The sequence below is a fragment of the Allobosea sp. TBD101 genome, assembly GCF_059817965.1.
Genome location: NZ_CM187543.1, coordinates 1,859,114 through 1,879,033 on the forward strand (window position 1 = coordinate 1,859,114; position 19,920 = coordinate 1,879,033).

The window sequence follows — 19,920 nt, forward strand, 5'->3', positions numbered from 1 at the left end:
CTAGACCGGCAGCCTGACGGTCGCGCGCAGGCCGCCGAGCGGCGAATCGGCGAGCATGATGTCGCCGCCATGGGCGCGGGCGATGTCGCGGGCGATGGCGAGGCCCAGGCCCGTGCCGCCGCCATCGACATTGCGGGCCTCGTCGAGCCGGAAGAAGGGTCGGAAGACGTCCTCGCGCTGGTCCGGCGGGATGCCGGGGCCGTCGTCGTCGACCATCACGATCAGGTAGCGCGCGTCATGGGTCGCGCGGATCGCGATACGGTCGCCGTAGCGGGCGGCGTTGGAGACGAGATTGGTCAGCAGGCGGCGGAAGGCGTCCGGCCGGATCACGACCAGCGGATCGCCGACCACCGTCAGTTCGGTCTGGTGGCCCTGCCGCTCGGCATCGGATTTCAGTTCCTCGAGCAGCGAGCGGATATCGGTCTCGACCGCGGTCTCGCCGGCATCGCCGCGGGCGAAGGCGAGGTAGTCCTCGAGCATGCGGCTCATCTCGTCGACGTCCTTCTCGAGCGCCTCGATCTCGGAGGTGCGCTCCATCAGGGCGAGCGAGAGCTTGAAGCGGGTGAGAATGGTGCGCAGGTCGTGGCTGACGCCATTCAGCATCGTCGTGCGCTCGCCGATCGAGCGTTCGACGCGGCGCTTCATCTCGATGAAGGCATTGCCGGCCCGGCGGACCTCGCGGGCGCCGCGCGGCCTGAAATCGGCGTCGCGTCCCTTGCCGAAGGCCTCCGCCGCGTCGGCGAGCTTGAGGATCGGGCGGATCTGGTTGCGCAGGAACAAAACCGCGATGGTAAGCAGGATCAGCGATGTCCCGATCATCCAGAGCAGGAAGATATGGCTGTTCGAGGCATAGGCAGAATTGCGCCGCGTCAGGATGCGCATCACGTTCTTGCCGAGCTTGATGCGGATCTCGATCAGGCTGGAACGGCCGACCGTGTCGAGCCAGAACGGGCGCGCGACCTGCTGGCTGAGCTCGGTCGAGAGCGCATTGTCGAGCAACGAGAAGAACGGGCGCGGGCCCGGCGCCGGCAGGTCGGAATCGGGGATGATGTCGAGGTCCATGCCGAGCCGCTCGGCCGCGATGCGCGACAGCGTCGCGGTGTCGGCATCCTGCGGGTAGCTCTCATAGACATCGATCAGCATGGCGATGTCGGCGGAAACGGCGGACGAGAGGCGCTGCGTCACCGTCTGCCAGTGCCGCTCCATGAAGACATAGGCGATGACGGATTGCAGCAGCACGACCGGCGCGATGACGATGACGAGTGCGCGTGGATAAAGCCCCTTGGGCATATAGCGCGCCACGGCCTGCAAGGGGCGGCCGACGCGTTTGAACACCGGCCGCAACGCCTTGCCGACGGCGTTGACCGCCTGTTCCAGCCAGACGGAGCCACGCGCTGCCGCGCGCGCGAGCGAGCGCAGCGCGGAGAGGCCTTTCCTGCCGGTTTGCAGCGGTGTCACGTCCGGTCCGTCACCAGCCTGTAGCCGACGCCGCGCACGGTCTGGAGATAGAGCGGGTCGGCCTGGTCGCGCTCGATCTTGCGGCGCAGGCGATTCATCTGGACATCGACGGTGCGGTCATTGGCGGCGGAGCCCTGCGCGGCCAATTCCTCGCGCGGCACGACCTCGCCGGCGCGTTCGGCCAGCGCGGTCAGGATCTCGCGCTCGCGCTCGGTCAGGCGGATCGTCTCCTCGCCCTTGCGCAATTCGCCGCGCGCCAGCCCGTAGATGAAGGGGCCGAAGCGGACGAAATCCGGCCGCGTGCCGGATTGCGCGGCTTCGACGACCAGGGTGCGCTTCAGGATGTTGCCGAGCCGCAGCAGCAATTCGCGGGGTTCGAAAGGCTTGGAGAGATAATCGTCGACGCCGATCTCGAGGCCGTTGATGCGGTCCTTGCCGTCGGCGCGCGCGGTCAGCATCAGAATCGGCACGGCGGAGCCGCCGCGAAAGCGCCGCGCGAAGTCGAAGCCGTTCTCGCCGGGCATCATCACGTCGAGCACGATCGCGTCGAAGACGAGATTGCCCAGCCGCGTATCGGCTTCCGCTGCATTGGCAGCCGTCGTGACCCGGTAGCCGTTGTCGCCGAGGAAACGCCCCAGCAATTCGCGCAGGCGCCGGTCGTCGTCGACGACGAGGATATGCGGAGCCTCGTCGGGCAGGGGCTTGCGGGCCGGCTTCGCCAGGGTCTCGGTTGCGATCATCTCGCGCCTTTCTCCTGCGCCGGTCTTGGTCGGCGCGCTCGCGGTGCTGGGCTCCCATAGCATAACGTAGGGAGCCGGTCGCCGCTAAGGAGGTTCTGAGGAGACGGAACCTTCAGCTCCACCGTTTGTCATTCCGGGGCGCGCCGCAGGCGCGAACCCGGAACCCACGACCGGGTTGGGTCTGGGGGGCCCGTTACAGTCGGCTCGCCCGGTCGTGGGTTCCGGGTTCTTCGCTTACGCGAAGCCCCGGAATGACAAGGGCGATACAGCCGAGATCACTAAGCCTTGTCGAGAAGGCGCTCCACCTTCGGCCGCTCGGCGGGGTCGATCAGGGCGGCGAGATAGCGCGCGGCGATGGCCGCGGTTTCAGGCGCGGCGCCTTCAAGCGCGCGGTTGATGCGCTCCGCCTGGAGGCGGACGAGGCGCAGCGCGAGGTCCTGGCCCGAAGGCGTGGTGTGGAGATGGCGCTGGCGCTTGTCCTGCCGGCCGGTGCGCTGCTCGATATAGCCCTTCTCGACCAGCTCCTTGAGCACGCGATTCAGGCTCTGCTTGGTGATCTGGAGGATGTCGAGCAACTCGGCGATGGTCAGGCCCGGCCGGCGCTGGACGAAGTGGAGGACGCGGTGATGAGCGCGGCCGAAGCCGTAATCGGCGAGAATGCGGTCGGGGTCGCCGACGAAGTCGCGATAGGCGAAGAACAGAAGCTCGATCAGGTCGTGCGGCACCGCCTCGGAGGAGGGCCTGAGCGGGAGGTCTTCGACGTCGGAAGAGGATAGGGCCAAAACACGCTTCCAAAAATTTGGGTCAGCCTTATTGACATATCTCAGACGCAAGATTACCGGTCAAGGGCGCTGAGCGAACGATTATTTCAAAACGTCTCACTGCAGCGCAGCTTTAGACTCTCGCTTGCGTTCCGAAAAAGGCTGTGCCCGAGTTCCGGAAACAAGCACCCAGGAGAAGGTCCATGTCAGTCATTCCTTTCGACCAGCGCGATGGCGTCATCTGGTTCGACGGCAAGCTCGTGCCGTGGAAGGACGCCCGGATTCACGTACTGACCCATGGGCTGCACTATGGCTCCTGCATCTTCGAGGGCGAGCGCGCCTATGACGGCGTGATCTACAAGAGCACCGAGCATTCGCAGCGCTTCCACAAGTCGGCCGAGATCATGGATTTCACCATCCCCTATTCGGTCGCCGAGCTCGACGCGGCCAAGTATCTCTGCCTGAAGGAGAACGGCCTGAAGGACGCTTATCTGCGTCCGGTCGCCTGGCGCGGCTCGGAGATGATGGCGGTCTCCGGCCTGAACAACAAGATCCATACCGCGATCGCCGTGTGGGAATGGCCGAGCATGTTCGACATGGCGGCGAAGCTGAAGGGCATCCGCCTCGACGTCGCCGATTACCGCCGGCCGGACCCGGCCTGCGCGCCTGTCCATGCCAAGGCGGCGGGCCTGTACATGATCTGCTCGCTCTCCAAGCATAAGGCCGAGCGTGCCGGCTATGCCGACGCGATGATGCTCGATTGGGAAGGCAATGTCGCCGAATGCACCGGCGCCAATATCTTCTTCATCAAGGACGGCGTGATCCACACCCCGCTGGCCGACCGCTTCCTGAACGGCATCACCCGCCAGTCGGTCATCGACCTGTGCCGCCAGCGCGGTTTCGAGGTGGTCGAGCGGCGCATCCGGCCGGAGGAGCTGGAAAGCTTCAACGAGTGCTTCATCACCGGCTCTGCCGCCGAGGTGACGCTGGTCTCCGAGATCGGCCCGTACAACTTCATCACCGGCAACATGGGCAAGGTGGTGATGGAAGACTATTCGGCCGCTGTCCGCTCGCAGTCGAAGGCGGCGTGAGGCGCGACATCGCGGCTTCAAATTCCACCTCTGTCATTCCGGGGCGCGCCGCAGGCGCGAACCCGGAACCCACGACTGGGTAAATCTCCCAATGCCGGTTGCAGGCGGGTCACCCGGTCGTGGGTTCCGGGTTCTTCGCTGTGCGAAGCCCCGGAATGACATGTCGCGGTTCTGAACGCCCGTTCTCAGTCCTGAGCTTTCTCCGCCCGGCAATGCCGCTCCCTACTTGATCTCGCTGCGATACAGCGTGATCCAGTCATCGGAGCCGATGCCGCGGCATTCGCCCATCATGCTGAACTCGGTCTGGGCGAAGACACTGCCGGTCCAGGCATAGCCGCCCGAGGCGCCGCAATCGCCGATGCCGCGTCCCTTGGCGAAGAAATTGATGCGGCCGCTCTTCGGATCGAACCCGGCATTCACAAGCGTATTCTTCGCGTCGCCGTCGCCTTGCGGGAAGACCACCGGTTTGGCCGTTTTCGCGTCGCTGCGCTCGATCATCCAGAAGGCGTTCGAGACATTGTAGGCGCCGCGTGAGCAGGCCAGCGAAACGAGGCTGCGCGCGCTGTCGAGCGACCAGGCCTCGTCTATGGTGAGCAGTGTCTCGTCGTCGTCGCAGCCATCGGGGTCGCGCTGCTTGATTTCCTTGCGCAGCGCGGCAGCGAGCGCCTTGCTGTCCTTCTCCGACAGCGTGCCGCTTGCCGGCTTCGCGATGACGACCGGCAGGGCAGGGGCGGCGGGAACGTTCGTGCCGCTGCCCTTGCGGATCAGCGCGGAGGTCGTGTTGAGGCGTCCCTGCTGCTCGTCGATCCAGAGCAGGGCCGCGACGGAGCCCGACAGCGAAATCTCGGCCTTTACCTGCGGAGCGGCGATGGAGAGCTTCGTGGCCTTGCGGGCAGCCTCGACAAGAGCCGTGACCTCGGTCGGTTTGAAGGTCAGGGACAGCATGTCGCCATCGGTCTCCGCCGGCATCGCCTTGCCGCCGGCGGGGAAGGGGGCGCCATCGAGCTTGAGCTGGACCGACCGAGGTGGGGTGTTCCAGTCACCGCGCAGGCGCAAGGTCAGTTCGGCGGGCGTGTCCGGTCCGGCCGAACGCGTCAGGCGCAGATAGGCGACCGGGTCGGCCGCCTCGGCCGGCAGCGATAGCGCGGTGCAGCTTTTGAGATTGTCGCAGCCGGCCATCCAGTCGCGGAAGGTCTTCGGCTCCGGCGTGGCCGCGACGGCGAGGGCCGGGACCAGCGCGAGGCTTGCGCCGAGTGCCGCGCCTTTCAGGTATTCAGGGAGCCGGTTCCCAGCGTTTTGCCGCATCGTCGTCATCCGCCTTGGCTTCGACCCAGCCGCCGAGCGTGCCGTCGGCGCGATGCTCGCGCTTCCAGAACGGCGCACGGGTCTTGAGATAGTCCATCATGAAATCGGCGGCCTCGAAGGCGGCGCGGCGATGGGCGGAAGCCGCCAGCACCAGCACGATCTGGTCGCCCGGCTTGACCAGCCCGTAGCGGTGGATCGCGACAAGGCCGAACAGCGGCCAGCGGCTGGCTGCCTCGGCGGCGACGCGCGCGATCTCGGCCTCGGCCATGCCGGGATAATGTTCGAGTTCGAGCGCGGCGAGCGTGCCGGCCTCGTCGCGGCAGAGCCCGGTGAAGGAGACGACGGCGCCGATATCGGCGCGGCCGGCCGAGAGCGCGTCGATCTCGTCCTGGAGCGAGAAATCTTCCCGCTGGATGCGGACGAGGGGCGTCATTGGTCCCCCTTGTCATTCCGGGGGGCGCCGCAGGCGCGAACCCGGAACCCGCGACGGGGTGAGCGGACTGCAACAGACTGCCATTCCCGGCACGCCCAGTCGTGGGTTCCGGGTTCCGCGCGGTGCGCGGCCTCGGAGTGACAAGGGTGTCGCAACATGGCCGTCACCCGCCGGTCATCGGCGGAAAGAAGGCGATCTCGCGGGCTGCGCCCAGCTGGGCCTGAGGCTTGGCATGGACCTGATCGAGCGCGGCCCGCACGACGGCCTCGTCGGCGAAGGCCATCTCGTAGCCCTCGCCGCGCGCCTTCAGCCAGCGCACGAGATCGGCGACGGTGGCGAGGTCGGCGGGGATATCGAGCGTCTCCTCGGGCAGGCCGACCCGCTCGCGCACCCAGGCGAAATAGACGATGCGGACCGGGCGCGTGCCCGCCGCGGCCATGGCGGATGCGGTGCTCATGGCGCGCGCTCATCTTCCGCGACGAGATGGCGGATGCCGGCGTTGAAATAGTCCCAGCCGGTATAGATCGTCAGGCCGGCGGCGGCCCAGAGCAGGACGATGCCGATCGTGGTGTTGCCGGGCAGGACCTTGTCTCCGGCCGGTCCGACGACGAGGAAGCCGAGAGCGAAGAGCTGCGCCGTCGTCTTCCACTTGGCGACCTTGCTGACGGGGACGCTGACCTTCAGATCGGCCAGGAACTCGCGCAGTCCCGAGACCAGGATTTCGCGGCAGAGGATCACGATCGCGGCCCAGAGCGTCCAGCCTTCGATCTGGCCGGTATAGACCAGCATCAGCAGCAGGGCGGCGACGAGCAGCTTGTCGGCGATCGGATCGAGCATGCGGCCGATCGCGGATTGCTGGCTCCAGGCGCGAGCGATGTAGCCGTCGAGATAGTCGGTGATGGCGGCGAGCGTATAGATCCCGAGCGCGAGCCAGCGCATCCAGTCGTCGCGCGGCCAGAACAGGATCGCCACCAGGGCCGGGATCGCCAGGATCCGCCCGTAGGTGAGGAGGTTCGGCAGCGACCAGGGGCCGCGCCGCCTGATGGCGTCTGGAAGAATCGTCACGGGATGCACCAAAGCAAGGCGGCAGCAGTAGCGTCAACACGCAACAGCGTGAATGTGGCAGAACTTCGCGGCCACGTCACTTTCGGGCGCGAGCGTCCGAGAGCGAAAAACGTGCTCGCTTTTGAAGCAATCGAGCATTGCTCCCGCGAAACACCGGTTTCCGCTGTGTCGCGCAACGCTCTACGCGTCATGAAAGAAATCATGGACCGCCTTGGCGGTGGCCGCATTGACGCCCGGCGTGCGCATGAGGTCGTCGAGCTTGGCGCGCTGGATCGCCTTCACCGTGCCGAAATGCAGCAGCAGCGCCCGCTTGCGCGAGGGGCCGATGCCCGGGATCTCGTCGAGCGGATTCTTCATCGTCTCGCGTTTGCGTTTGGCGCGGTGGGTGCCGATGGCGAAGCGGTGCGCCTCGTCGCGCAGACGCTGGATGAAATAGAGGGCCGGGTCGCGCGGCTGCAGCTTGAAGGGCTCCTTGCCTTCCATGTGGAAGGTCTCGCGCATGGCGTTGCGATCTTCCCCCTTGGCGATGGCGACGAGCGGAATGTTGGCCGCGCCGAGCTCCTTCATGATCTTGAGCGCGGCGGTGAACTGGCCCTTGCCGCCGTCGACGATGACGAGATCGGGGCGGGAGGGGAAGCCGTCCTCGTCCTTGCGCGGCTTGGGCGCCTTTCGGGTCTTCTTCGGTAAGGCTTCCTCCGCAGGCGCATCCTGGAGAGTGATCTTCCCGGCCTCGCCGCCGACAGATGTACTTTCCTGAGCGATCGGGTCCAGGTCGGTGCCACTCTCCTTCGCCAGCTTCGCGAACCGTCGCGTCAGCACCTCGCGCATCATGCCGAAATCGTCGCCGGCGATGGTGTCGGTCGAGATGTTGAAGGTGCGGTACTGGTTCTTCACGAAGCCGTCCGGCCCGGCGACGATCATGCCGCCGACGGCGTTGGTGCCCATGATGTGCGAGTTGTCGTAGACCTCGACCCGGCGCGGGGCGGTTTCCATGCCGAAGGCGGCCCCGAGCGCGACGAGCAGGGATTGCTGCCCGGCATTTTCCGCGAGCTTGCGGGAGAGCGCCTCGCGGGCGTTCTTGACGGCATGTGCCATCAGGTCGGCGCGCTCGCCGCGCTTGGGGTGGGCGACCTCGACCTTGCGGCCGGCGCGGGCCGAGAGCGCCTGCCCGATCAGCTCGATCTCCTCGACCGGGTGCGAGAGCAGCACGAGGCGCGGCGGCGGCTTGTCGTCGTAGAACTGGGCGACGACGGAGGCCAGCACCTCGGCCGGCGTCAATGAGCGGTCGGCGCGCGGGAAAAGCGCGCGGTTGCCCCAGTTCTGGTGATTCCGGAAGAAGAAGATCTCGACGCAGAACTGCCCGGCCTGTTCGTCGATGGCGAAGACATCGGCCTCCTCGACGCCTTGCGTGTTGATGTCCTGCCCGGCCTGTACGGCGGACAGCGCGGCGAGGCGGTCGCGATAGCGTGCCGCCTTCTCGAATTCGAGCTCCTCCGCGGCTTCCTGCATCCGGGCCGAGAGCAGTTGCTTCACCGCCGAGGAGCGGCCGGAGAGGAAGTCGCGGGCCTGGCCTGCGAGTGCCTGATAGTCGGGGATCGAGACTTCGCCGGTGCAGGGGGCGGCGCAGCGCTTGATCTGGAAGAGCAGGCAGGGGCGCGTGCGGTTCTCGTAGAAGGAATCCGAGCAGGTGCGGATCAGGAAGGCCTTCTGCAGCGCGTCGATGGTGCGGGTCACCGCCCAGACCGAGGCGAAGGGGCCGAAGTAATCGCCCTTGCGCTGGCGCGAGCCGCGATGCTTCAGGATCGCGGGCGCGTCATGGTCCCCGGTCAGCAGGATATAGGGGAACGACTTGTCGTCGCGCAGCAGCACATTGTAGCGCGGCCGGAGCTGCTTGATCAGGTTCGATTCGAGCAGCAGCGCCTCGGTCTCGGTGCCGGTGGTGACGAACTCCATGTTCGCCGTCTCGGCGATCATCCGGGCGACGGCGTTGGTATGCGCCATGCCGCGGGCATAGGATGTCACGCGATTCTTGAGGCTCTTGGCCTTGCCGACATAGAGCACCTCGCCGGCGCGATCGAACATCCGGTAGACGCCGGGCCGGTTCGGCAGGTGCTTGGCGAATTGCTGGATGACCTCGATGCCGGCCTTGAGCGCACCGGGCGCGGCTTCGGCGAGGACGAGCGCGGGCTCGGCGCCGGGGAGGGTGTCCTCCTCGTCCTCGAATTCGTCCTGGGGCAGATCGTCCTGGCGTTCGCGACTCATGGCCTGCATGTAGGATGCCGCAGCGGCTTCGTCATGTCAGGAGAGGCACTGATTCAACGCTGAATCAACGGCTGCCTGCTTCTCGACGCGATCGATTTCGAGAAGAATCGGTGGTATTCGTTCAAGGTGTTTTTTCGCTGGCGACGTTGCCCGGTTTCGTTTTTCAGAAATCGTCGGGCTGGTCTCGATTTGACATCGGCCTTGTCATGGCCTATTTGTTAATTTCGATTTAGGCCTGATGACTTGGCCATTCGCGCCGCTTGAGCGCGACATGCTGATGATTTTCTTCCTCTGATCGAATTCACCGCCGCATGTTTTCCATGGGGCTTGGATAAACATGTTTGCGGGAGGCTTTCATGGCTTCTGGTTCGGTTAAGTGGTTCAACGCCACCAAGGGTTTCGGCTTCATTCAGCCTGACGATGGCGGCCAGGACGTTTTCGTCCACATCAGCGCTGTCGAGCGCGCCGGTCTGCGCGATCTGCGCGACGGCCAGAAGATTTCGTACGAGATCGTTCAGGACAAGCGTTCGGGCAAGAGCTCGGCCGACAACCTGCGCGCTGAGTAATCGTTCCGGAGCGGAACGACGCCGCCTTGAGGCCGCCGCGGATGTACCGGCGCCACGACACGACGTTTCGCACCAACGGTTAAGTGAAGGGTCGGGACTACAAGCCCGGCCCTTTGTGCTTTCTGGAAAGGATGACCATGCAAGTTCTCGTTCGGGACAACAATGTCGAGCAGGCGCTGCGCGTCCTGAAGAAGAAGCTGCAGCGCGAAGGCGTGTTTCGCGAGATGAAGCAGCGCCGCGAATTCGAGAAGCCGTCCGAGCGCCGCGCCCGCGAGAAGGCCGAGGCGGTCCGTCGTGCCAAGAAGGCCGCCCGCAAGCAGGCGCAGCGCGAAGGCCTGCTGCCGGCGCCGAAGCGCAAGCTGCCCGTCGGCAAGGGCCGTCCCGGAGCCGGCCCTGGAGCCGGAGCGCCTCGTCCGGCCGCCGTCTGAGCGGCAACGGCCGACCCGCGTCAGTCGAGTAGGAGTTTCGCATGTCGAGCCGCAACATGAAGCTGGACGAGATCAAAGCCCGGGCGCAGGCGGCTTTCGAGACGACCGAGCAGCGTCGCCAGGATGCGCTCGACGCGTGGCAGGCGCTTGAGGACGAGGCCGGCCAGGCCCGCCTCAAGACGGAGAAGCTGCGCGCCCTGCGATTGGCCAGGGACGCCGAGGAGGCTGCTGCCAAGGCGGCGGCCCCGGTTCGCAAGGTGGCCGCAAAGCGCCCGAGCCGCGCTGCCGCGAAGGCGCTTTGATTCTGCGCTGACGAATCTGCCGGGGCTGGGCGCCCATGCGCCGCGCCCCGCGTTTTTCCCACGACCGCGCAGGCCTTGAGGCCAGGTGGAGCCTGCCATCGCCAGCGCATCGGTCCGCCCAGCCGCCGTCGACGCTCAGGCCGCGGCTTCGTCCTCGACCCAATCCTGAACGATAGCCGTGTTGGCATGGATGCAGATGAGCTCCAGCCGCCCGGGCCCGATATTGACGAATTTATGGGGGATGCCGGCCGGGCCCACCACGATCGCTCCGGCGCTGGCGCGCAGCGTCTCGCGGCCCACCGTGAATTCCGCCTCGCCCGATCGGATCACCCAGGTTTCCGAGTAGGGGTGGACATGCAGGCCCGGCCCTTGTCCCGGCTCGTTGTCGACCAGGAAAAACGAGACCTGCGAGCCGTACCCGCCGCCTTCGAACCGTGCCGTCCGGCTTGCGCCGCTGCGCAGGATGTCGCTGTCGATCGCTATCGCCGCCATGATGCCCTCTAGTTATCTTTGTGCAAAGATAATTCCTGAGAAATATCTTTGTATCAAGATATCTCTTGGCGCGAGGCTCGCTCAGGGGCAGAGGAGAGGCCGGGGAAGGGCAGGCTATGACGAAGATGGACCATGTCGAGCGGGTCAGGGCGCAATGGGCCCGCGAATTGCCGGATCTCGACACGACGCCGACTGCGATCCTGGGGCGGGCCTATCGCCTGTCCAATCTCGTGCGGCCGAGCATCGAGGAGACCTTCGCCGGGTTCGGGCTCGATCGCGGTGAGTTCGACGTCATCAGCACCTTGCGCCGCAGCGGGCCGCCTTATCGATTGGCGCCGACGGCGCTCTATCGCGCGCTGATGATCACCTCCGGCGGGTTGACGCACCGGCTGGGGCGGCTCGAGAAGGCCGGGTTTGTGCGCCGCGAGAAATCGGCGGAGGATGGGCGCAGCCTCCTGGTCGTCCTGACGGAGCTGGGCTGCCAGCGGGCCGAGGACGCGCTCCGCGCCGACATGGCGAGCGAGGCGCAGTTCCTCGCAAGCCTGGACCCGGCCAAGCGAATGGCCCTTGCGGAGCTTCTGAGGGAGCTTCTGGCGACGCTCGAAAGCGAAGCCCGGCCGGAGCAGGAGGGATGACCCCCGCCAAGCCCGGCCGCACCATCCTGCTCAACGGCGCGTCGAGCAGCGGCAAGTCCTCGTTGGCGCGCGCCATCCAGGCGCGGATCGACGCGCCGTTCTGGCATATCTCGATCGATCACCTGCGCGATGCCGGCGTGCTGCCGACGGCCCGGATCAGGAGCGGCGAGTTCGACTGGCGGACGATGCGAGAGGCCTTCTTCCTCGGCTTCGAGCGCTCGCTCCTCGCCTATGTCGAGGCCGGCAATGACCTCATCGTCGAGCACATCATGGAGAGCGAGGCCTGGTTGCTGCGTCTCGCGGACACGCTTGCGGGCCATGATGTGTTCTTCGTCGGGGTGCATTGCGCGCTGGAGGAGCTGGAGCGACGCGAGCGCGAGCGTGGGGACAGGCCGATCGGCGACGCCCGGCGCGACTTCCACCGCATCCATTCCTACTGTCTCTACGATGTCGAGGTGGATGCGATGCAGGAGCGGGATGCCAATGCCGACGCCGTCATCGCCGCGTGGCGGGAGCGGCGCAAACCAGCGGCTTTCGAAAGGTTGCGCGAGCGGCGTGATCGCGGCTGAACAAGGCCCGGCGATCGCGTTGCCATGTCATCGACGCGCTTGCGCCGGCTGCGAATGCAGGGCGAGGGGACTGCCGCTCGCTTCGGGCTGAACCAATATGAGGGAACGGCACCCGCGCCCATCACGACCGAGGATCGAAACCCATGCCCCAGCCCGACAGCGTTCGCATCGTTCTTGCCTCCCGTCCCGAGGGGCGCCCGACGCCGCAGAATTTCCGGCTGGAGAAGGCCGCGATCCCGGCGATCACTGATGGGCAGGTGCTGCTCAAGATCCTCTATCTCTCGCTTGACCCCTATATGCGCGGCCGGATGAGTGCGGCGAAATCCTATGCCGCCGCGACCGAGATCGGGCAGCCGATGGAAGGCGGGACCGTCGGCGAGGTCCTCGAGAGCCGCGATCCCGCCTTCAAGCCGGGCGATATCGTGCTCTCCCATTCCGGCTGGCAGTCGCATGCGGTGGCGAACGCCGCACAATTGCGCAAGCTCGACCCGAAAGCCGCGCCGCTGACCACGGCGCTCGGCGTGCTCGGTATGCCCGGTTTCACCGCCTATGCCGGTCTGCTCACCATCGGCCAGCCCAAGCCGGGCGAGACGGTCGTGGTCGCGGCGGCGAGCGGGCCGGTCGGCTCTGCGGTCGGCCAGATCGCCAGGATCAAGGGCGCGCGGGCGGTCGGCATTGCCGGCGGTCCCGAAAAATGCGCCTTCGTGCGTGACACCTTCGGTTTCGACGCGGTGATCGATCATCGCGATCCCGAGATGGCGGCCAAGCTCGCCGCCGCCTGCCCGGACGGCATCGACGTCTATTTCGAGAATGTCGGCGGCCATGTCTGGGATGCGGTCTTCCCGCTGCTCAATACCTTCGCGCGCATCCCGGTCTGCGGCCTCGTCGCGCAATACAATGCCAGCGGAGCGTTTCCGGGTCCGGACAGGCTGCCGGGGATGATGCGCGACGTTCTCTCGAAGAGTCTGACGATCCGCGGCTTCATTCAGCGCGAATTCGCTGCCGCGCAGGCGCCGACCTTCCGTGAGGAGATGGCGCGCTGGATCGCCGAGGGCGCGGTCAAGTACAAGGAAGACATCGTCACCGGGCTGGAGAATGCGCCGGAGGCCTTCATCGGCCTGCTGGAGGGCAAGAATTTCGGCAAACTGATCGTCAAGCTCTGAGCGAGGGGCGCCACGCGCCGGCCTTTTTCCTTGACCATTCAGCGGGGGCGCGGCCATCTCGCCGCGCCCGCCATCGGATCTTGCCATGCCCGTCTTCGCGATTCCCTTCCCGATGATCGACCCCGTCGCGGTGCAGCTCGGGCCGCTCTCGATCAAATGGTATGGGCTTGCCTATGTCGTCGGCCTGCTCGGCGGCTGGTGGTATGCGCGCAAGCTCGTCGCTGCTGATGGGCTTTGGGGCGGGCGAGCCCGGCCTCAAGCCATCGAGCTCGACGACATGCTGCTTTTCGTCGCCTTCGGCGTGGTGCTCGGCGGGCGCATCGGCTTCGTGCTGTTCTACGATCTCGCGCGCTATCTCGAGCGCCCGCAGGACATCTTCGCGATCTGGCAGGGCGGCATGTCCTTCCATGGCGGGTTGATCGGCGCGACGCTGGGTCTGTGGCTTTTCGCCAGGCGGCGCGGCTATCCGGCGCTGTCGGTGTTCGATCTGGCGGCGGCAGTGGTGCCGATCGGGCTCCTGCTCGGGCGCATCGCCAATTTCATCAATGGCGAGCTCTGGGGCCGGCCGGCGCCCGATTTCCCCTATGCCATGGTCTTCCCGAATGGCGGGCCGCTGCCGCGTCATCCGAGCCAGCTCTATGAAGCCTTTGGCGAAGGCCTCCTGCTCTTCATTCTCGTGAACCTGCTGGTCCGGGCCGGCGGCTTCAAGAGGCCGGGCTACGTCGCCGGCGTCTTCGGCATGGGTTATGCGGTCGCGCGGATCGTCTGCGAGTTCTTCCGCGAGCCCGACCCGCAGCTCGGCTTCCTGTTCGGGACCTCGGTCGATGCGCTCTCGGGCGGTATCACCATGGGCATGCTGCTCTCGCTGCCGGTGTTCTTCGCCGGTCTGTGGCTGGTGCTGCGCAGCAAGCGCGAGGCACCCGGCGAGGCGCGGGCGTGACCACGCTCAAGGCCGAGATCATCGCTCTGATCCGGCAGGAGGGGCCGATCGGCATCGGCCGCTACATGGCGCTGGCGCTCGGCCATCCCCGCCACGGCTATTACATGACGCGCGATCCTCTCGGGGCCGGGGGCGACTTCACCACGGCGCCCGAGATCAGCCAGATGTTCGGTGAGCTGATCGGGCTCTGGGCGGCCCATGCCTGGCAGGCGATGGGCGCGCCGGCACGGTTCCGCCTCGTCGAGCTCGGGCCGGGGCGCGGCACGCTGATGGCCGATATGCTGAGGGCGACGCGGATCGTACCGGGCTTCCATGCGGCGCTGTCCGTTCATCTCGTCGAGACCAGCCCGGTCCTGCGTGGCCGGCAGGCGACGGCGCTGAAAGGGTTCGAACCGGTCTGGCACGATACGGTGGCCGGCGCGCTCGACGGCCCGGTCATCGCGGTCGCCAACGAGTTCCTCGACGCCCTGCCGCTCGACCAGTTCGTGATGACGCCCGAAGGCTGGCGCGAGCGGCTGGTCGGGCTCGACGATGACGGCGATCTCGCCTTCGGGTTGTCGGCTGCGGGAGAGGGCACGCTGAAGATCGCGGCACCTGTCGACACTGTGTTCGAGCAGCCTTCGATCGCGCTCGATATCGTCGCGCAGCTTGCCGGCCATCTCGCTTCGGCAGGCGGGGCGGCGCTGCTCATCGATTACGGCTCGGCGCGTTCCGGCTTCGGCGATACGCTGCAGGCGATGAAGCGGCATGAATTCGTCGCTCCGCTGGCGGAACCGGGCGAGGCGGATCTCACCGTCCATGTCGATTTCGAGCGGATGGGGCAGGCCGCGCTCAAGGCCGGCGCCGCGCTGCACGGGCCGGAGACGCAACGCGATTTCCTGCTGGCGCTGGGGCTGCCGCAGCGGGCGCAGGCGCTGTCGCTCAAGGCAGACGCGACCCAGCGGACTGCGATCTCCGCCGCCTTCGACCGCCTGATCGAAACGGGCGAGACCGGCATGGGGGATTTGTTCAAGGTTCTCGCGCTATCGCAGCGGAACCTGCCGCCCCTGCCCGGATTTGACCTTCATCGGCTGCCAGATCGGAGCTGAACCCAGCGGGGCCGGTTGCGGCCTTGCGCCAACCGGATCACGCCCATGTTCATCACCGCCCGCGAACTCGCCGGAGAAGCCGGCATCCGTCACGCCTTCTTCACGCGCGAGGGTGGTGTCTCGACCGGAATCTACGCGTCGCTGAACGGCGGGCTGGGCTCCTCAGACGATCCGGCGGCGATCGCGGAGAACCGGGCGCGGATGGCGCGCCATCTCTCCGTTGCTCCCGAGAACCTGATCAGCCTCTACCAGGTCCATTCCGCCGATGTGGAAGTGGTGACGGGCCCGTGGCCGGGCGATCGCCCCAAAGCCGATGCGATGGTGACGACCGCCTCGCATGTCGCGCTCGGTGTCTCCACCGCCGATTGCGGGCCGATTCTCTTCGCCGATGGCGAGGCGCGGGTGATCGGGGCCGCCCATGCCGGCTGGAAGGGCGCGTTCACCGGCATCGTCGGCGCGACGGTGACGGCAATGGAGAAGCTCGGCGCCCGCCGCGAGCGCATCACCGCCGTGCTCGGCCCCATGATCAGCGCCAGGGCCTATGAAGTGGGGCCGGAATTCATCGAGCGCTTCAAGGCCGAGAACCAGACCTATTCGCGGTTCTTCACGCCGTCCGAGCGCGCCGCACATGCGATGTTCGACCTGCCGGCCTTCATCGGGCTCAAGGCGCAGGAGGCCGGGATCGGCCGGTTCGTCGACATGGGCCTGTGCACCTATGGCGACGAAAAGCGCTTCTTCAGTTACCGGCGCACGACCCATCGCGGCGAGCCGGATTACGGCCGCCTGATCGCGGCGATCGCGCTCGACTGAACCGTTAGCGGTTGATGAAGCGGTGCGCCGGCTTGTCGCATCGCTCGAGCAGGAGCATCGTTCCGGCTGCCACGGGGAACGCATCGCTTCCTTCAGGCGCATGTCCTTCAGGCGATGCATTCAGATGCAGGGGGCCGAGATGGAACAGATCCTGATGAACCTGATCGCGGGTGCGATCGGCGGCAATGCGGCTGGCAAGGCCAGTCCGAGCTTCGATCTCGGGACGCTCGGCAACACGATTTCCGGTCTCGTCGGCGGCGGCGTGCTCGGGCAACTGATCCCGATCCTGCTGCCAGCGATCAGCGCAGCGGCGCAGGGCGGCAATCTCAGCATCGGCGGCATTCTCACCAATCTGATCGCGGGCGGCGCCGGCGGAGCCGTCCTGACCGCGATCATCGGCGCGGTGAAGAACAAGGCGGCCTGACAGGCCCCTGCATGGTCTTATGAGCTCCCGGCTTCTGGCGGGGCCGGGCTGCGCAGGATGCACGGCCATGGCCTTGCACGAAGGGCCGGGCGGCGGCGATGCTTGCGCTGTCTGCAAAAGCCCGCGAGGCGATCTTGTCCCGTTCGATCACCTATTACTTCTCGCTGCATTCCCCCTGGACCTATCTCGGCAATGCGGCCTTTCACGCCATCGCCCGCCGGCATGACTGCACGATCGATTATCGGCCGATGCCGCTGCGCTCGGTGTTCGACGAGACGGGCGGCCTGCCGCTGCCGAAGCGACATCCGGTCAGGCAGCGTTATCGGCTGCTCGATCTCCAGCGCTGGCGCGAGGCGCGTCACCTGCCGCTCGTGCTGCAGCCGAAGCATTTTCCCTTCGACCCGTCGCTTGCCGATCGCATGACCATCGCAATCCTGGCCGAGCGCGGCGATCCGTTCGCCTTCATCAGCGACGTGATGGCCGGCTTGTGGGCGCGGGACGAGGACATGAGCCGCTCCGAGGCGCTGCTGGCCTGCGCGGTGCGGGCCGGTTTCGACGGGACGGCGCTGCTCGACGCAGCCGAGGGGGCTTCGGTCAAGCTTCGCTATGAGGAGACACTGGGCCAGGCTGTCGAAGCCGGCGTCTTCGGCGCGCCGAGCTATGTTCTCGGAGGCGAGGTGTTCTGGGGGCAGGACCGGCTCGACCTGCTGGATTCGGCGCTGGCCAGCGGCCGCGCGCCCTATCGGGCGGACGGCGCTGTCTAAGGATCAGCCGATGATGTCGGGGGTGCGCCAGCCGAGATGCTGGCCGGCATCGACCGCGATCATCTGGCCGGTCACGGAACTGGCCCGCGCGAGATAGAGCGCCGCCTCGGCGATCTCCTCGGGCGCGATCCTGCGCCCGAGCAGGGTGCCCGCGGCTTCCTGCTCCAGCCGGTCGGCGCCGTCATAGCTGTTCGGAAAGGTCGGGCCGGGACCGACCGCGTTGACGCGGATGCGCGGAGCCAGCGCCTGCGCCATGGTCCGGGTCGCAGTGAGCAAGGCAGCTTTGGTCAGGGTGTAGGAGTAATATTGCGGCGTCAGCTTCCAGACGCGCTGGTCGACGATATTGACGACCGCGCCCTTGGCATCGGCGGGCAGGCGCTCCGCCATAATCCCGACCAATTGGGAGGGGGCGCGCAGGTTGATCGAGAACTGACGGTTCCAGGTGGCGATGTCGAGCGAGCGGACATCGTCGGCGACAAAGCTCGCGGCATTGTTGACCAGCAGCGTGACCGGGCCGAGCGCCTTCTCGGCCGCGGGAATCAGCGTTGCCACGGCTGCCGGGTCGACGAGATCGGCGCTGAGCAGGCAGGTCTTCGCACCGCTCGCTTCGAGCTTCGCAGCCAGCGTCTCCGCTTCCTCACCGCTGTCGCCGTGATGGATCGCGACCGCATAACCGGCGTCGGCGAGTTTCTCGACGATGGCGCGGCCGATTCGGCGGGCGCCGCCCGTAACCAGAGCGACCTCAGTCATTGCGGCCATCCCGATTCGCTGGAAGCGGCGGGGCCTCGGCCGAGGCGCGCCGCTGCAGGCGACGCTCCCAATGCTTGGCGACGCGCAGATAGCGATAGAAGGCGTAGTTCATCGCGGTCATGAAACCATAGATGCCGCGAAGCGCGTGGCGGCGCCCGATATAGGCCTTGAGGAAATTGGCGGGGAATTCGGCGACCAGCCGGAAGACGGAGAGCGTCCCGCCGCGCGCGTCGAGATCATCGGCCTGCGCATCGCTATAGGCGTTGAGCTTGTCAATCTGTTCGCCGAGAGAGCGGACCGAGAAATGATGCACCGTCCCGCGCAGGCGCCCGATTCGGGCATCCGGCAGAAGGTCGACCCGGTCATGCACGGGTGAGGCCGAGTAGCGGCCCTTGCTCTTCCGATAGAGGCGCACCGGCGCGAGCGCGTAGGCGAATCGATGGGGCGCGCCTTCGCCCGGGAAGATCTCGGCGATTCTCACCTTGTAAGCGTCCTTCGGCGGCGTCCCGGCTGCGAACAGGGCGGAGATCTCCGCGGCAAGATCGGGCGGGACGACCTCATCGGCGTCGAGATTCAGCAGCCAGTCGTGGCGGCACTGCTCTTCGGCGAAGCGCTTCTGCTGGCCATAGCCGGGCCAGGCATTGAAGATGACGCGGGCACCGAGCGCCTCGGCCAAGGCCTGGGTGCCGTCGGTCGACCCGGAATCGACGAGGACGATGTCGTCGCTCAGTCCGCGCGCGGCTTCGATCGTACGGCCGATCCGGTCTGCCTCATTCTGGGCGATGATAAAAATCGAGAGGGGCGGCACGGTTCTTCTTCGGTTCCTGTCGTCTCAAGGCTTAAGCACGCGCGGGACGGAGCGGCAAGACAAGCGAAAAAAGCCATGCCCGCGGCGGGAACCTTCAGAAAGCAGCGGCGTTTTTAGGCCGGGCCATGTTCCTAGGTCGGCATGGGGTCGAAATACTGTTAGTATTCGATTTACCATGGTGGCTAGTCGCTGGTTGGTTAACCTGGCTTTACCTATTTGAGTTCAGTTATCGCATTCGTGCCGCATTTCTGCCGTGGTCTGCAAGGCAGATGTGCTTCCGATGCAACAGACAAAGCCGGCTCCCCGTCTTATAACGAGTTCATCGAAATCAACCGCCGGGTTTTCCGGCGACAGCGACGACTAAGGAGTTTGTCATGAAGAAGTATCTGCTTGCGAGCGTTGCCGCGCTCGGCCTCGTCGCCGCTGGCGCCGCCTCGGCTGCTGACCTGCCGTCGCGCAAGGGCCCGGTTGCCGCTCCCGTCTACATGCCGCCGGCGTTCTCCTGGACCGGCTTCTACGTCGGCGCCAACGCCGGCTACGGCTGGGGCAACGTGAATGCCAACGGCTGGGCCAATGTCGGCGATCTCGACGGCTTCGTCGGCGGTGGCCAGATCGGCTACAACTACCAGATGGGCCAGTTCGTTCTCGGCCTCGAGGCTGACCTGCAGGGCGCTGACCTCAGCAGCGGCAACAACCTCGGTCTCCTGAACGTCAAGACCGACTACTTCGGCACGGTCCGCGCTCGCGTCGGCGTCGCCTTCGACCGGTTCATGCCCTACATCACCGGTGGTTGGGCCTACGGCAACGTGAAGTCCTCGATCCCGGCGATCGGCTTCTCGTCCGACCGCAGCCACACCGGCGGCTTCGCCGTCGGCGGCGGCCTCGAGTACGCCGTCACCAACAACATCATCGCTGGCGTCGAGTACCTCTACGTCGACCTCGGCGAGAAGAACATCCTTGGCGCCAACACCAAGGTCGGCACCGACTTCTCGGTCGTTCGCGCCCGCCTTAGCTACAAGTTCTGATCCTCTCCTCCCGGAGACAGAACGGACCCGGTGGCCTCGGC

24 protein-coding genes are annotated in these 19,920 nt (G+C 66.4%); 13 read left to right on the top strand and 11 right to left on the bottom strand.

Going from position 1 to position 19,920, the window contains the following annotated elements; all coding sequences use genetic code 11:
* The 3 genes from AC6RIC_RS08850 to AC6RIC_RS08860 all read right to left on the bottom strand — a co-directional run bounded on the left by AC6RIC_RS08850 (window position 1) and on the right by AC6RIC_RS08860 (window position 2,980).
* The gene (locus tag AC6RIC_RS08850) at window positions 1-1,344 is read right to left on the bottom strand and encodes an ATP-binding protein (protein WP_499736576.1); all 1,344 of its coding nucleotides are present in this window, start codon (window positions 1,342-1,344) and stop codon (window positions 1-3) included.
* 110 nt (window positions 1,345-1,454) lie between these two features.
* Complete coding sequence (locus AC6RIC_RS08855; RefSeq protein WP_454655951.1) at window positions 1,455-2,198, bottom strand: response regulator; 744 nt, start codon at window positions 2,196-2,198, stop codon at window positions 1,455-1,457.
* 278 nt (window positions 2,199-2,476) lie between these two features.
* Window positions 2,477-2,980: a MarR family winged helix-turn-helix transcriptional regulator gene (locus AC6RIC_RS08860; protein ID WP_499735893.1), complete on the bottom strand. Its 504-nt coding sequence runs from the start codon at window positions 2,978-2,980 to the stop codon at window positions 2,477-2,479.
* A 182-nt stretch (window positions 2,981-3,162) separates the two neighbouring features.
* Here AC6RIC_RS08860 and AC6RIC_RS08865 point away from each other — a divergent pair, with 182 nt between their 5' ends.
* Window positions 3,163-4,050 carry a branched-chain amino acid aminotransferase gene (locus AC6RIC_RS08865; protein ID WP_499735894.1) on the top strand — a complete coding sequence of 296 codons (888 nt, stop codon included), beginning with the start codon at window positions 3,163-3,165 and terminating at the stop codon, window positions 4,048-4,050.
* Between the two features lie 222 nt (window positions 4,051-4,272).
* Here the strand turns inward: AC6RIC_RS08865 and AC6RIC_RS08870 are convergent, their stop codons facing one another.
* From AC6RIC_RS08870 to uvrC, 5 genes are all read right to left on the bottom strand, one after another.
* Entirely contained in the window at window positions 4,273-5,355 is a 1,083-nt protein-coding gene (locus tag AC6RIC_RS08870; protein WP_499735895.1) for a DUF1176 domain-containing protein, read from the bottom strand.
* Entirely contained in the window at window positions 5,324-5,788 is a 465-nt protein-coding gene (locus AC6RIC_RS08875; protein ID WP_499735896.1) for a molybdenum cofactor biosynthesis protein MoaE, read from the bottom strand. Before AC6RIC_RS08875 ends, AC6RIC_RS08870 begins: the two co-directional genes overlap by 32 nt.
* 163 nt (window positions 5,789-5,951) lie before the next feature.
* On the bottom strand, window positions 5,952-6,245 hold the full coding sequence (gene moaD, locus AC6RIC_RS08880) for a molybdopterin converting factor subunit 1 (RefSeq protein ID WP_499735897.1): 294 nt from the start codon (window positions 6,243-6,245) through the stop codon (window positions 5,952-5,954).
* Complete coding sequence (pgsA, locus tag AC6RIC_RS08885) at window positions 6,242-6,853, bottom strand: CDP-diacylglycerol--glycerol-3-phosphate 3-phosphatidyltransferase (RefSeq protein WP_454655957.1); 612 nt, start codon at window positions 6,851-6,853, stop codon at window positions 6,242-6,244. The genes moaD and pgsA overlap by 4 nt, the downstream gene beginning before the upstream one ends.
* A gap of 180 nt (window positions 6,854-7,033) precedes the next feature.
* A complete protein-coding gene (uvrC, locus tag AC6RIC_RS08890) occupies window positions 7,034-9,115 on the bottom strand; it encodes an excinuclease ABC subunit UvrC (protein ID WP_499735898.1) in 2,082 nt (693 codons plus the stop codon).
* 356 nt (window positions 9,116-9,471) lie between these two features.
* On the opposite strand from uvrC, the gene AC6RIC_RS08895 reads away from it, so the two are divergent.
* From AC6RIC_RS08895 to AC6RIC_RS08905, 3 genes are all read left to right on the top strand, one after another.
* Complete coding sequence (locus tag AC6RIC_RS08895; protein WP_293806237.1) at window positions 9,472-9,681, top strand: cold-shock protein; 210 nt, start codon at window positions 9,472-9,474, stop codon at window positions 9,679-9,681.
* 137 nt (window positions 9,682-9,818) lie between these two features.
* On the top strand, window positions 9,819-10,109 hold the full coding sequence (gene rpsU, locus AC6RIC_RS08900; protein WP_454655959.1) for a 30S ribosomal protein S21: 291 nt from the start codon (window positions 9,819-9,821) through the stop codon (window positions 10,107-10,109).
* Between the two features lie 41 nt (window positions 10,110-10,150).
* The gene (locus AC6RIC_RS08905; RefSeq protein ID WP_454655960.1) at window positions 10,151-10,411 is read left to right on the top strand and encodes a hypothetical protein; all 261 of its coding nucleotides are present in this window, start codon (window positions 10,151-10,153) and stop codon (window positions 10,409-10,411) included.
* 135 nt (window positions 10,412-10,546) lie between these two features.
* Here the strand turns inward: AC6RIC_RS08905 and AC6RIC_RS08910 are convergent, their stop codons facing one another.
* A complete protein-coding gene (locus AC6RIC_RS08910) occupies window positions 10,547-10,903 on the bottom strand; it encodes a cupin domain-containing protein (protein ID WP_454655961.1) in 357 nt (118 codons plus the stop codon).
* Window positions 10,904-11,019: 116 nt separating this feature from the next.
* On the opposite strand from AC6RIC_RS08910, the gene AC6RIC_RS08915 reads away from it, so the two are divergent.
* The 8 genes from AC6RIC_RS08915 to AC6RIC_RS08950 all read left to right on the top strand — a co-directional run bounded on the left by AC6RIC_RS08915 (window position 11,020) and on the right by AC6RIC_RS08950 (window position 17,296).
* Window positions 11,020-11,538, top strand: coding sequence for a MarR family winged helix-turn-helix transcriptional regulator (locus tag AC6RIC_RS08915; protein ID WP_499735899.1), 519 nt, complete (start codon window positions 11,020-11,022; stop codon window positions 11,536-11,538).
* Window positions 11,535-12,107, top strand: coding sequence for a chloramphenicol phosphotransferase CPT family protein (locus tag AC6RIC_RS08920; protein WP_499735900.1), 573 nt, complete (start codon window positions 11,535-11,537; stop codon window positions 12,105-12,107). Before AC6RIC_RS08915 ends, AC6RIC_RS08920 begins: the two co-directional genes overlap by 4 nt.
* Window positions 12,108-12,250: 143 nt before the next feature.
* Complete coding sequence (gene curA / locus AC6RIC_RS08925; protein WP_499735901.1) at window positions 12,251-13,270, top strand: NADPH-dependent curcumin/dihydrocurcumin reductase; 1,020 nt, start codon at window positions 12,251-12,253, stop codon at window positions 13,268-13,270.
* Between the two features lie 85 nt (window positions 13,271-13,355).
* Window positions 13,356-14,210 carry a prolipoprotein diacylglyceryl transferase gene (gene lgt, locus AC6RIC_RS08930; RefSeq protein WP_499735902.1) on the top strand — a complete coding sequence of 285 codons (855 nt, stop codon included), beginning with the start codon at window positions 13,356-13,358 and terminating at the stop codon, window positions 14,208-14,210.
* Window positions 14,207-15,298, top strand: a complete 1,092-nt coding sequence (locus AC6RIC_RS08935; protein ID WP_499735903.1) for a class I SAM-dependent methyltransferase — start codon at window positions 14,207-14,209, stop codon at window positions 15,296-15,298. Before lgt ends, AC6RIC_RS08935 begins: the two co-directional genes overlap by 4 nt.
* 45 nt (window positions 15,299-15,343) lie before the next feature.
* Complete coding sequence (gene pgeF, locus AC6RIC_RS08940) at window positions 15,344-16,108, top strand: peptidoglycan editing factor PgeF (protein ID WP_499735904.1); 765 nt, start codon at window positions 15,344-15,346, stop codon at window positions 16,106-16,108.
* Between the two features lie 139 nt (window positions 16,109-16,247).
* Entirely contained in the window at window positions 16,248-16,532 is a 285-nt protein-coding gene (locus AC6RIC_RS08945) for a hypothetical protein (protein ID WP_499735905.1), read from the top strand.
* 134 nt (window positions 16,533-16,666) lie between these two features.
* On the top strand, window positions 16,667-17,296 hold the full coding sequence (locus AC6RIC_RS08950) for a 2-hydroxychromene-2-carboxylate isomerase (protein ID WP_499735906.1): 630 nt from the start codon (window positions 16,667-16,669) through the stop codon (window positions 17,294-17,296).
* Between the two features lie 3 nt (window positions 17,297-17,299).
* Here the strand turns inward: AC6RIC_RS08950 and AC6RIC_RS08955 are convergent, their stop codons facing one another.
* Both AC6RIC_RS08955 and AC6RIC_RS08960 read right to left on the bottom strand, forming a co-directional pair.
* Window positions 17,300-18,046: an SDR family oxidoreductase gene (locus tag AC6RIC_RS08955; protein WP_499735907.1), complete on the bottom strand. Its 747-nt coding sequence runs from the start codon at window positions 18,044-18,046 to the stop codon at window positions 17,300-17,302.
* Window positions 18,039-18,854: a glycosyltransferase family 2 protein gene (locus AC6RIC_RS08960; RefSeq protein WP_499735908.1), complete on the bottom strand. Its 816-nt coding sequence runs from the start codon at window positions 18,852-18,854 to the stop codon at window positions 18,039-18,041. The genes AC6RIC_RS08955 and AC6RIC_RS08960 overlap by 8 nt, the downstream gene beginning before the upstream one ends.
* Window positions 18,855-19,228: 374 nt before the next feature.
* Between AC6RIC_RS08960 and AC6RIC_RS08965 the strand changes: the two genes are divergently transcribed.
* On the top strand, window positions 19,229-19,879 hold the full coding sequence (locus AC6RIC_RS08965) for an outer membrane protein (RefSeq protein WP_454655971.1): 651 nt from the start codon (window positions 19,229-19,231) through the stop codon (window positions 19,877-19,879).
* Window positions 19,880-19,920 lie beyond the last annotated feature (41 nt).